Source organism: Proteus vulgaris, assembly GCF_033708015.1.
GTDB lineage: Bacteria > Pseudomonadota > Gammaproteobacteria > Enterobacterales > Enterobacteriaceae > Proteus.
In genome coordinates, this window is sequence record NZ_CP137920.1 from 200,196 (window position 1) to 211,707 (window position 11,512).

Sequence of the window (11,512 nt, forward strand, 5' to 3'; positions counted from 1 at the left end):
GTGTTTTGTCAGAGAGACGAAACGATGAAGTAAGCTTGTTTAAGATTGATAATTACTGGTGACGAACCGTTAAAGGGTGAGTGACGAGTAATAAAACAGAATTTGCTTGGCGGCCATAGCGCAACGGTCCCACCTGATCCCATGCCGAACTCAGAAGTGAAACGTTGTAGCGCCGATGGTAGTGTGGGGCCTCCCCATGTGAGAGTAGGGAACTGCCAGGCATCAATTAACGCATTAGTGTTAAATAACATTAATCGCAAAAGAATACGCGGAGCGGTAGTTCAGTTGGTTAGAATACCTGCCTGTCACGCAGGGGGTCGCGGGTTCGAGTCCCGTCCGTTCCGCCAACTATTTAGGGGCGTAGTTCAATTGGTAGAGCACCGGTCTCCAAAACCGGGTGTTGGGAGTTCGAGCCTCTCCGCCCCTGCCAGTTACCAATTAAGTAATAACAAAATTTATACTTCTTTGTAGCCCAGTTAATTAACTGGGCTTTTTGTTATCTACATATTCTCAATATTTACTGCACTAAATTCCTATTCACTAGCTGACTAATGTGTCTCTTTTACCAATACCTATCGGTAATATTCCTTGTTATATGTAATAAAGATTCTAGAGATAAAGCTTAAACCCGACGATGACTCGTTAATATCATAAATAGCTATGGGGGAATTTAAGCTTTACTGATGATTTATCGGCTGTTTTAGTAACTGTTGTATCAATACTTGTTGATCACTTGTATTTAGCCAAACAGCAAATAAAGGTTTTTGAATAATTTCTGTTGAGGCAGGCGCTAGATCTGAATAGAGATCAAGCCAATGTGTTGGCAGAAATGCAACTGCTTGATTTGTTTTCATTAACTGATAAGCAATCATTGCAGAGTTAGTGGTTAAAATAGGATCAATTTTTTGTACTGCGGCATTAGGAACAAAAGGTTGAAAGTCAGCGCTCCATTCAATTTTAATAAATTGTGTTATTTCTTCTGTTTTATTTGCTGCTATCTTCATCAACTGAAAAGTAATATCACCAATAATTTTGCTTTCTAATTCATCCATCTTTGGTGCTTCAGTCGTAAAAAGAAGGTCAAGCTCTCTTGCATGAAGTTGTTTTACAAGGGATTGCCTTGTAGAGACTCTAGATTCGATTCTAAGCTCTTTTCTTTCTAGATAAGATTCCTGTAACCACGATGTTAGATATGCTTCCCAGAGTGATGCTGTGGCGCCAATTGATAGCTCTGAATGTTGAGATGCATGGCTAATCTCTTTTTTAGCGAGAAGCCATGTATTCATTAACGATTCAGCATAGGGGATCAGTCTTTCACCCGCAGCAGTTAGACGAATATTATTACGATGGCGAGTAAACAGATTTGTGCCTAATTGTGTTTCTAATTGTCGTATTCTAAAACTAACCGCAGACTGCGTTAAATAAAGAGATTCAGCGGCTCGTCCAAAGTGTCTAGTCTTACTGACTTCCAAAAAGGTTTTCAGTAATTCGGTATCCACATCTATCTCCAAAAAAATTTGTCGTTACGATTTAAATATTTTGTTTTACAGAACCGCATGACTATCTAATACTCCGCGCCATAAGTATGACGATAGAGAATTAGGAGTGTGTCAGATGGCAGAAAGTTTTATCACGACTAATCGTTTTTTTGACAATAAACATTATCCGCGTGGTTTTTCTCGTCATGGCGATTTCACTATCAAGGAATCCCAGATATTGGAACGTCATGGTCAAGCCTTTAATGAGCTCGATTTAGGCAAACGAGAGCCTGTAACTGAAGCGGAAAAATTATTTGTTGCCATGTGTCGTGGCGAACGAGAAGCAGCAACAATCGAAGAAAAAATTTGGAAAAAATATACTAGTCGTATAAGTCGTCCAAAACGTTTTCATACATTATCGGGTGGAAAGCCACAGCTCGATCCATCTGATGACTATACCGACTCTGATGATTAATATCATTAGTTTTAGTTAAAAGGAGCGTTTTTTCGCTCCTTTTTATTTACCCATCTAATTGCTTTTGTAAATAGATCATTAATCTATCCATTGCACGAAAGCTTAATGCTTCAATTAAATGATTTCTCTGTATTTTCTCTTCATTTGCAAGATCGGCAATAGTTCTCGATACTCTTAAAATTTTATGCCAAGCTCGTATCGATAATCCTAGTTTATTTAATGTATTTTCAAGAAAAGTTGCATCACTGGTATTCAATGAGCAATAGCATTCAATCTCTTTGCCAGTTAAATATGTATTTACTTTCCCACATCGTGCAAATTGTCTTTCTCTTGCCTTTAAAACGCGTTTTCTAATTGTCGTACTATTCTCTGTGGTAAATGTAGGCTGAATAAGCGCGCCTTGTGGAAGAAGTGGCATTTCGACAGATAAATCAAACCTATCTAAAAAAGGCCCAGAAACTTTACTTAAATAGCGTAGGATCTGCTTTATGGGGACTCGATTGTGATTGCCTTGATAATGCCCTGTTGGACTTGGATTCAATGCACCGACCAATAATACATTAGCAGGGTAGCTTATTTTGGCTTTTGCGCGTGAAATAGTAATTTCTCTAGCATCTAGAGGTTCACGTAATGCATCGAGTACACGACGCTCGAATTCTGGCAGTTCATCTAAAAATAAAATACCGTGATGTGCTAATGTAATTTCTCCTGGTCTAGGAAGCGAACCTCCCCCCGTTAAAGCAACACTAGAGGAAGTATGATGTGGAGCTCTAAATGGTCTTGTAGGCCATTTTCTTTCATCAAATGTCACGCCTCTTAAACTACTAATAATTAATACATCAAGTGCTTCTTTAGCCGTCAAAGGTGGAAGAAGTGTACTTATCCTTTGTGCTAACATTGTTTTTCCTGTTCCTGGCGGTCCAAGAAATAAAATATTGTGATTTCCTGCAGCTGTGATTTCTGCTGCTCTTTTTGCATTATTTTGACCAATTATATCGCTCATATCTTTATTATCTTGATTTTCAATTTCATCATTAATAATAAAACTTTCTGTTTCAATTAATGGCGTATTATTTTCTAGATGATGACAAATCTCTAAAAGATGAGAGGCTAATAAAGCTGATTTATTGGGTAATAATGAAACTTCAGTTTGATGTTCTGTTGATACAATGCATATTCGATGATCTTTTGAAGCACTAAGAATTGATGGGATCACTGCATTAACTCGTTGTAATTTTCCAGAAAGTGCAAGCTCTCCAATAAACTCATAACACGCTAATTTATTTGATGTTAGTTGTTCTGATGCAATGAGTATTGCCAGTGCAATAGGCAAATCATAACGCGCACCTTCTTTAGGTAAATCGGCAGGTGAAAGATTAATCGTTATTCTTTTTGCAGGATAAATATATCCGCTATTAATTAATGCACTCCTTACTCTGTCTTTTGCTTCTTTTACGACAGTTTCAGGTAATCCAACTAATGTTAATCCGGGTAATCCCTGACTAATATGAGCCTCGATAGTAATAAGCGGAGCTGATATTCCTAAAGAAGCGCGCGTATATATTATTGCTAATGCCATTTTTTATTCTCCATTATTTTTTTCTTTTTAAATTATTTTTTCTTTTGTGTTAAATGAAGATTTAAATAAATGCGAGACATCTCTAAATAAACTTAACGTATTGAAATGTAATAATTAATTTATTAAATGAATAATTTAATAAATTAATATAAATATAATGAAAAATATTATTTGTTTTGAATTTGAAATAATAAAATGCAATAGTGAAAAAAATAAAATAACGTGTCCTTTCGTAGTATTAATAACTATAAAATAAATATTTTATAGATTAAAGCTCTAGTGTGTATTTGTGTTATAAAAAAATACATAAAATTCATTATGTTATGTTTTTTTTAAAAATAAACATTGTCAATTCTAAAATATCATGATAACTCTAAAAGGACAGAGTGAAAGAAAACACAACACAACATTAGAAACATATATTTTAAATAAGAAAAGAAGTTATAAAACTATGAATACTATCGTCCTAGTGATTAGCCTAATTATTGTCAGCGTGGTGGTGATTATTAACCCACCGTGCGGGGCTGCACTAGGACGAAGAAAGGCTAACTAAACTAGCCGGATCTCTTAAAAACCCCCGCACCGAAAGGCGCGGGGGTTTTTTTTGAGCCTAAGTTTGAAAAAGAGATTAAATAGAAAATAAACTCAAATTAAACAAGAAGTTAAGATGGAAGGGTGAAAGAATGAATGGAGCACAGTGGTTAGTACAGGCATTACGAAAACATCAAGTCGAAACAGTCTTTGGTTATCCTGGCGGTGCGATCATGCCTGTTTACGATGCCCTTTATGATGGAGGTGTTGAGCATGTTTTATGTCGCCATGAACAAGGTGCCGCAATTGCTGCTATTGGTTTTGCTCGTTCTACTGGTACGACAGGTGTTTGTATCGCGACATCAGGCCCAGGCGCTACTAATGTTATCACTGGACTTGCTGATGCATTGTTAGATTCTGTGCCTGTTGTTGCTATCACTGGGCAAGTCGCTTCCAATTTAATTGGTACTGATGCATTCCAAGAGATTGACGTTTTAGGTCTTTCATTAGCGTGTACAAAACACAGTTTTTTAGTTTCGACCGTTGATGAATTACCAAGGGTGTTATCAGAAGCATTTTCTATTGCATCTCAAGGTCGCCCTGGACCTGTTTTAATTGATATTCCTAAAGATGTTCAATTGGCTGATGCTTCCCATTTATCAAATTATGAACTACCAGAAGAGCAAGAATTTCCTTATCCAACGAAAGAGTTGACTCAAGCTAAGCAGATGTTAGCGGAGGCACACAAACCCATTTTGTATGTCGGTGGTGGTGTTGCTATGAGTCATGCAGTGGAAACACTAAGAGAATTTGTGAAGCAAACAAAAATACCCGTTGTTTCTACCTTGAAAGGGCTAGGCTGTGCCGATGCATTCGATGCTAATTATTTAGGTATGTTAGGTATGCATGGTACTAAAGCGGCAAATTATGCCGTGCAACGTAGTGATTTATTAATCGCTGTTGGTGCACGTTTTGATGATCGTGTTACTGGGCGATTAAATACTTTTGCACCTAATGCCAAAGTTATCCATATCGATATTGACCATGCAGAATTAAATAAATTGAAACAGGCGCATGTTGCGTTATTGGGTGATGCGAAAGTGTTATTACCTGCTTTGTCTCAGCCATTATCTATCGCTTCTTGGCAACAAGAAGTACAAGAATTAAAAGCAGAACATGCGTGGCGTTATGATCATCCCGGCGCTGCAATTTATGCTCCATTATTATTAAAACAATTATCAGATGCAAAACCTGAAAATACGGTTGTGACAACGGATGTAGGTCAACATCAAATGTGGTCAGCACAACATATGACATTTGATGCGCCTGAAAATTTTATCACTTCAAGTGGTTTAGGCACCATGGGATTTGGTATCCCAGCGGCAGTTGGTGCTCAAATTGCGAGACCTGATGCATGTGTTATCTGCGTATCTGGTGATGGCTCTTTTATGATGAATGTGCAGGAATTGGGCACAATTAAACGTAAGCAATTACCTATTAAATTAGTGTTATTAGATAACCAACGCCTTGGTATGGTGCGCCAATGGCAAGAGTTGTTTTTTGAACAACGTTATAGCGAAACAATTTTAACAGATAATCCAGACTTTGTTGCCTTGGCAAAAGCTTTTGATATTCCAGGGCAACGCATCACAGAAAAAGCACAGGTTGCTGATGCAATAAAATGTTTATTAGAGAGCGATGGCCCTTACTTATTACAGGTATCTATCGATGACGCAGAAAATGTCTGGCCTTTAGTCCCGCCGGGCGCAAGTAATGATGAGATGATGGAGAAATCAAAATGAACCAACACAATATCACAATTGAAGCCCGTTTTTGTCCAGAGATCTTAGAACGTATCCTGAGAGTTATTCGTCATCGTGGTTTTCATATATGCTCAATGAATATGAATATCACTGAAAGTAATAATATCAATTTAAGTCTGACAGTGAGTAGTCAGCGACCATTAGAACTTCTGTGCAGCCAGTTAACAAAATTAGCTGACGTTGCAGGTATTCAAGTATCACATCAACAGAAAGAAAAATTACGATTCATGAATGCACTAAGTGCCATGTAAGGATAAAAGAATGACAAAGCAAGCTGATTATATTTGGTTTAACGGTGAAATGGTTCCTTGGGCTGAGGCAAAAGTTCATGTGATGTCTCATGCATTGCATTATGGAACTTCTGTGTTTGAAGGTGTGCGTTGTTATGATTCTCATAAAGGCCCAGTGGTCTTTCGCCATCGTGAACACATGCAACGTTTACATGATTCAGCCAAAATTTATCGTATGCCTGTTGAACAAAGCGTTGATGAGTTAATGGAAGCATGTCGTGAAACCTTACGCAAAAACAAATTAGTCAGTGCTTATATTCGTCCATTAGTTTTTATTGGTGATGTTGGTATGGGTGTAAATCCACCTGCGGGTTATAAAACAGATGTGATCATTGCAGCATTCCCATGGGGGGCATATTTAGGTGAGGAGGCGTTAGATAAAGGGATTGATGCGATGGTTTCTTCTTGGCATCGTGCTGCACCAAATACTATTCCAACTGCAGCAAAAGCGGGTGGCAACTATTTATCTTCACTCTTAGTGGGAAGCGAAGCTCGTCGTCATGGTTATCAAGAAGGGATTGCATTAGATGTCCATGGCTACTTATCCGAAGGCGCAGGTGAAAATCTATTTGAAGTAAAAGATGGTGTTATTTTTACACCTCCATTTACTTCATCAGCGCTACCTGGGATCACACGTGATGCCATCATCAAATTAGCAAAAGATCTCGGTTATGAAGTGCGTGAACAAGTCCTTTCTCGTGAATCACTTTATCTTGCAGATGAAGTCTTTATGTCAGGTACAGCCGCAGAGATAACACCAGTACGTAGTGTTGATGGTATTCAAGTCGGTATCGGACGTTGTGGACCCGTGACTAAAGCAATTCAAAAAGCATTCTTTGGTCTGTTCACCGGTGAGACAGAAGATAAATACGGCTGGTTAGATCCAATCAATTCATAAGCATAATCAAATAAATTTATTTAGCGGGTAGCTCGTTCCCTACTCGCTTTCTTTACCGCAGGAGTGTGAAAAATGCCTAAATACCGTTCAGCGACAACGACACATGGTCGTAATATGGCGGGAGCCCGTGCCTTATGGCGTGCAACGGGAATGACGGATGCTGATTTTGGTAAACCTATTATTGCAGTGGTGAACTCATTTACGCAATTTGTGCCGGGTCATGTGCATCTGCGGGATTTAGGAAAACTCGTTGCTGAGCAAATTGAAGCCGCGGGTGGTGTAGCTAAAGAATTTAATACCATTGCGGTTGATGACGGTATTGCAATGGGACACGGTGGCATGCTTTATTCGTTGCCATCGCGTGAGCTTATCGCAGACTCTGTTGAATATATGGTTAATGCACACTGTGCTGATGCGATGGTGTGTATCTCAAACTGTGACAAGATCACCCCAGGAATGTTAATGGCGTCTTTACGCCTAAATATCCCGGTTATTTTTGTTTCGGGTGGCCCTATGGAAGCCGGTAAAACGAAGCTTTCAGATCAACTGATCAAATTGGATCTCGTTGATGCCATGATCCAAGGGGCAAATCCAAATGTCAGCGATGCGGATAGTGAGCAAATTGAACGATCTGCTTGTCCGACATGCGGATCGTGTTCAGGTATGTTTACCGCAAACTCCATGAATTGTTTAACCGAAGCTCTCGGATTATCTCAACCCGGAAATGGCTCACTATTAGCGACACACGCAGATCGTGAAACACTGTTTATCAACGCAGGTAAACGCATTGTTGAATTAACTAAACGCTATTATGAAAAAGATGATGAGTCCGCATTACCGCGCAATATTGCTAAGAAAGAAGCCTTTGAAAATGCGATGATCTTAGATATTGCCATGGGTGGCTCGACGAATACGGTTCTGCATTTATTAGCTGCTGCACAAGAAGGTGAGGTTGATTTCACTATGGAAGATATCGACAGACTTTCTCGCCAAGTGCCTCATTTATGTAAAGTGGCGCCAAGTACACAAAAATATCATATGGAAGATGTTCACCGTGCTGGTGGGGTTATGGGGATTTTAGGTGAATTAGACAGAGCCGGATTACTTAATCGTAATGTGGGTAATATTTTAGGGTTAAGCTTGCCAGAAACATTAGCACAATATGACGTGATGTTAACGCAAGATGAGCAAGTAAAATCAATGTTCCAAGCAGGTCCTGCGGGTATTCGTACAACGAAGGCATTCTCTCAAAATTGTCGTTGGCCAACCTTAGATACTGACCGTGAAAACGGATGTATCCGCAGTAAAGAACATGCTTATAGTCAAGATGGTGGATTAGCTGTTTTATCCGGTAACTTAGCCGTAGATGGTTGTATTGTTAAAACAGCAGGTGTTGATAACGATAACTTAATTTTTAGTGGTCCTGCAAAAGTATATGAAAGCCAAGATGATGCTGTTGAGGCTATCTTAGGTGGGAAAGTTGTGGCAGGCGATGTGGTTATTATTCGCTATGAAGGTCCTAAAGGTGGGCCGGGTATGCAAGAGATGCTGTATCCAACCTCTTATTTAAAATCAATGGGATTAGGTAAAGCTTGCGCACTTATCACTGATGGACGTTTCTCTGGAGGAACATCTGGCTTATCTATCGGGCATGTCTCACCAGAAGCAGCAAATGGTGGTGTCATTGGTTTAGTGGAAGAAGGTGATATTGTTTCTATCAATATTCCAACTCGAGAAATTTCATTAAACGTAGATGATAAAACGTTATCTGCACGTCGTGATGCACAAAATGCTCGTGGTGATAAAGCGTGGACACCACAAAATAGACAGCGCCAAGTTTCGTTTGCCTTACGTGCTTACGCCTCTTTAGCCACTAGTGCTGATAAAGGTGCGGTACGTGATAAATCTAAGTTAGGGGGCTAAGAATGGCTGCTTTTAGACCTTTAAATTCGGCACCAAGTAGCGCTGAATATTTAAAAGCGGCGCTGAGTGCACCTGTTTATGAAGCCGCAATAGTGACTCCACTCCAAGAGATGACAAAAATCTCGGAACGTTTAGAAAATACCATTTTAGTTAAACGTGAAGATCGACAACCTGTTCACAGCTTTAAATTGCGTGGTGCTTATACCATGATTGCAGGGTTGACCCCTGAGCAAAAAGAGAAAGGTGTTGTGACAGCGTCTGCTGGTAATCACGCGCAAGGCGTTGCGTTGTCTGCAAATCGAATGGGTGTAAAGGCGTTAATTGTGATGCCAGTGGCAACGGCGGATATCAAAGTTGATGCTGTTCGCCAATTTGGTGGAGAAGCACTGCTTTATGGCGCCAACTTTGATGAAGCAAAAGCGAAAGCTATCGCGCTATCTGAAGAAATGGGATACACCTTTGTTCCGCCTTTTGATCATCCAGCCGTCATTGCTGGGCAAGCAACATTGGCAATGGAACTCTTACAACAAGATGTTCATCTTGACCGTATTTTCGTCCCCGTAGGTGGTGGAGGTTTAATTGCTGGAGTTGCTGTATTAATCAAACAGCTTATGCCAGAAATTAAAGTTATTGGTGTTGAAGCAGAAGATGCAGCATGTTTAAAAGCAGCATTAGAGGCAGGACATCCCGTTGAATTAGCTCGAGTAGGCTTATTTGCAGAAGGTGTTGCGGTTAAGCGTATTGGTGATGAAACTTTTCGTTTATGCCAAAAATATGTTGATGATGTTATCACCGTAGACAGCGATGCTATTTGTGCAGCGGTAAAAGATTTATTTGAAGATGTGCGTGCGATTGCAGAGCCTTCAGGGGCATTGGCATTAGCAGGGCTTAAAAAATACGTAGAAGAGCATCAGATAAAAGGTGAACGTTTAGCACATATACTTTCCGGCGCAAATGTGAATTTTCATGGGCTCCGATATGTTTCTGAGCGCTGTGAGCTAGGCGAAAAACGTGAAGCATTATTCGCTGTGACGATCCCTGAACAAAAGGGGAGTTTTTTACGTTTCTGCCAAATCTTAGGGCAACGTGTTGTCACTGAATTTAATTATCGTTATAGCGATGCAGATCCTGAAAATGCACGTATTTTTGTCGGTGTGCGTTTAAGTCAAGGACTCACAGAGCGTAAAGATATTTTGCGTGAACTTACGACTGCGGGTTATCAAGTTGCTGATCTTTCTGACGATGAAATGGCAAAACTTCATGTACGTTATATGGTCGGTGGTCGCCCTCATAAACCACTTAAAGAGCGTCTATTTAGTTTTGAGTTCCCTGAGTCGCCGGGTGCTTTAATGAAGTTTTTAAAAACATTAGGGACTTATTGGAATATCACATTATTCCACTATCGTAGTCATGGTACTGATTATGGGCGTGTGCTGGTGGCATTTGAATTACCCGAAACGGAAGGGCGTTTCGAGCGACATTTGGATGCGTTAGGTTATGAATATCATGATGAGACAGGAAATCCTTCTTTTCAGTTATTCCTGTCACCACAAACGACAAGCTTAGTCGTGGAGTAATCGCCAAAAAGCGTTGATCACTGGCTCTTGAAGGCGTTTGTGTGATCCGCAAACGCCTAATTCGAAAGGTTCTACCATTGAAATATTATCTAATAAAGAGATGCGGTTACGAACGGGCTCAGGGCAGTTATCAACGACAACTTGTGGAATAAGTGCAATACCACAACCTAACGCAACCATTGAGACAATGGCTTCATGTCCTGAAACAGTCGCATAAATTAAGGGATTAAGGATACGGTGGCGTTTAAACCATAATGCAATTCGTTGTCGCGATGGCCCATGTTCAGGAATGATAAATGGAATATTGAGCCAATCGGGTTTCTCTTGTGTTACTAGATGACGAACATTACAAGGCAGAGCGGGTGCAATCAGTACCAATGGGATCTCGCCTATTTTTTCAAAACAGATATTTTCAGGCAGTTTTTCAGGTTTTCCAGCAATACCTAAATCGGCTTCATCAGATTGCACTTTATCGACTGCATCAGCCGCATCGCCAGTGGTGAGTTTTATTTCAACCAATGGGTTTTCTGCACGAAAACGGTCAAGAATCGGGGGTAAATGGCTATAAGCCGCGGTTACAGAGCAAAATAGGCGCAATTCGCCAGAAAGGCTTGGGCTATTTTGATTTAGCGTGTGCTTAAGCTGCTTGTATTGCAATAAGGTTTGTTGAGCATAGCGTTTTAACTGTTCGCCTGCCTCGGTGAGAGCCACTTGTCTGTTATCACGTAAAAACAGAGGATGGCCTAAACTTTCTTCTAGACGTTGAATTTGCCGAGAGAGTGTAGAAGGACTGACGTGCATAGCTTGTGCCGTCTTGGTGAAGTGACAGCTTTCAGCTAAATGCAGGAAAAGTTTTAGATCACGAATATCCATTGCCAGCCACCTTAGGTGATAAAAAAGAACGTTGCATTTTTTGCAATACTATCTTGTAAATATAT

General features: G+C 40.0%; 10 protein-coding genes, 2 tRNA genes and 1 rRNA gene. 10 read left to right on the top strand and 3 right to left on the bottom strand.

All coding sequences use genetic code 11. The annotated features are described in order from the left end of the window. Positions 1 to 105 precede the first annotated feature (105 nt). From rrf to SB028_RS01110, 3 genes are all read left to right on the top strand, one after another. Positions 106 to 221, top strand: a 5S ribosomal RNA gene (gene rrf, locus SB028_RS01100). 49 nt (positions 222 to 270) lie between these two features. Then, a tRNA-Asp gene (locus SB028_RS01105) sits at positions 271 to 347 on the top strand. Between the two features lie 7 nt (positions 348 to 354). Further along, positions 355 to 430: transfer RNA gene (locus SB028_RS01110), tRNA-Trp, on the top strand. 247 nt (positions 431 to 677) lie between these two features. Here SB028_RS01110 and hdfR read toward each other — a convergent pair. Beyond that, on the bottom strand, positions 678 to 1,499 hold the full coding sequence (gene hdfR, locus SB028_RS01115; RefSeq protein ID WP_069369931.1) for an HTH-type transcriptional regulator HdfR: 822 nt from the start codon (positions 1,497 to 1,499) through the stop codon (positions 678 to 680). 115 nt (positions 1,500 to 1,614) lie between these two features. On the opposite strand from hdfR, the gene SB028_RS01120 reads away from it, so the two are divergent. Continuing rightward, the gene (locus tag SB028_RS01120; protein ID WP_069369930.1) at positions 1,615 to 1,953 is read left to right on the top strand and encodes a DUF413 domain-containing protein; all 339 of its coding nucleotides are present in this window, start codon (positions 1,615 to 1,617) and stop codon (positions 1,951 to 1,953) included. 46 nt (positions 1,954 to 1,999) lie between these two features. Here SB028_RS01120 and SB028_RS01125 read toward each other — a convergent pair whose 3' ends face one another. Continuing rightward, the gene (locus tag SB028_RS01125) at positions 2,000 to 3,532 is read right to left on the bottom strand and encodes a YifB family Mg chelatase-like AAA ATPase (protein ID WP_069369929.1); all 1,533 of its coding nucleotides are present in this window, start codon (positions 3,530 to 3,532) and stop codon (positions 2,000 to 2,002) included. Between the two features lie 451 nt (positions 3,533 to 3,983). On the opposite strand from SB028_RS01125, the gene ilvL reads away from it, so the two are divergent. The 6 genes from ilvL to ilvA all read left to right on the top strand — a co-directional run bounded on the left by ilvL (position 3,984) and on the right by ilvA (position 10,574). After that, complete coding sequence (ilvL, locus tag SB028_RS01130; RefSeq protein WP_071788577.1) at positions 3,984 to 4,085, top strand: ilv operon leader peptide; 102 nt, start codon at positions 3,984 to 3,986, stop codon at positions 4,083 to 4,085. 130 nt (positions 4,086 to 4,215) lie between these two features. Then, positions 4,216 to 5,865 (top strand): acetolactate synthase 2 catalytic subunit, encoded by a 1,650-nt coding sequence (ilvG, locus tag SB028_RS01135; RefSeq protein ID WP_069369928.1) that lies wholly within the window; start codon positions 4,216 to 4,218, stop codon positions 5,863 to 5,865. Then, positions 5,862 to 6,137, top strand: coding sequence for an acetolactate synthase 2 small subunit (gene ilvM / locus SB028_RS01140; RefSeq protein WP_023583660.1), 276 nt, complete (start codon positions 5,862 to 5,864; stop codon positions 6,135 to 6,137). Before ilvG ends, ilvM begins: the two co-directional genes overlap by 4 nt. A 10-nt stretch (positions 6,138 to 6,147) precedes the next feature. After that, a complete protein-coding gene (ilvE, locus tag SB028_RS01145; protein ID WP_069369927.1) occupies positions 6,148 to 7,074 on the top strand; it encodes a branched-chain-amino-acid transaminase in 927 nt (308 codons plus the stop codon). A gap of 72 nt (positions 7,075 to 7,146) precedes the next feature. After that, positions 7,147 to 8,997, top strand: coding sequence for a dihydroxy-acid dehydratase (gene ilvD / locus SB028_RS01150; RefSeq protein ID WP_069369926.1), 1,851 nt, complete (start codon positions 7,147 to 7,149; stop codon positions 8,995 to 8,997). Positions 8,998 to 8,999: 2 nt separating this feature from the next. Next, positions 9,000 to 10,574 carry a threonine ammonia-lyase, biosynthetic gene (gene ilvA / locus SB028_RS01155; RefSeq protein ID WP_069369925.1) on the top strand — a complete coding sequence of 525 codons (1,575 nt, stop codon included), beginning with the start codon at positions 9,000 to 9,002 and terminating at the stop codon, positions 10,572 to 10,574. Here ilvA and ilvY read toward each other — a convergent pair. Next, complete coding sequence (gene ilvY, locus SB028_RS01160) at positions 10,560 to 11,447, bottom strand: HTH-type transcriptional activator IlvY (protein ID WP_069369924.1); 888 nt, start codon at positions 11,445 to 11,447, stop codon at positions 10,560 to 10,562. The two genes, ilvA and ilvY, sit on opposite strands and share 15 nt — an antisense overlap. Between the last annotated feature and the right edge of the window lie 65 nt (positions 11,448 to 11,512).

Coding starts and splice junctions, on each gene's coding strand:
- ilvD (WP_069369926.1), top strand. CDS start 7,147: ATGCCTAAATACCGTTCAGCGACAACGACACATGGTCGTAATATGGCG.
- SB028_RS01120 (WP_069369930.1), top strand. CDS start 1,615: ATGGCAGAAAGTTTTATCACGACTAATCGTTTTTTTGACAATAAACAT.
- ilvL (WP_071788577.1), top strand. CDS start 3,984: ATGAATACTATCGTCCTAGTGATTAGCCTAATTATTGTCAGCGTGGTG.
- ilvA (WP_069369925.1), top strand. CDS start 9,000: ATGGCTGCTTTTAGACCTTTAAATTCGGCACCAAGTAGCGCTGAATAT.
- ilvE (WP_069369927.1), top strand. CDS start 6,148: ATGACAAAGCAAGCTGATTATATTTGGTTTAACGGTGAAATGGTTCCT.
- ilvM (WP_023583660.1), top strand. CDS start 5,862: ATGAACCAACACAATATCACAATTGAAGCCCGTTTTTGTCCAGAGATC.
- SB028_RS01125 (WP_069369929.1), bottom strand. CDS start 3,532: ATGGCATTAGCAATAATATATACGCGCGCTTCTTTAGGAATATCAGCT.
- ilvG (WP_069369928.1), top strand. CDS start 4,216: ATGAATGGAGCACAGTGGTTAGTACAGGCATTACGAAAACATCAAGTC.
- ilvY (WP_069369924.1), bottom strand. CDS start 11,447: ATGGATATTCGTGATCTAAAACTTTTCCTGCATTTAGCTGAAAGCTGT.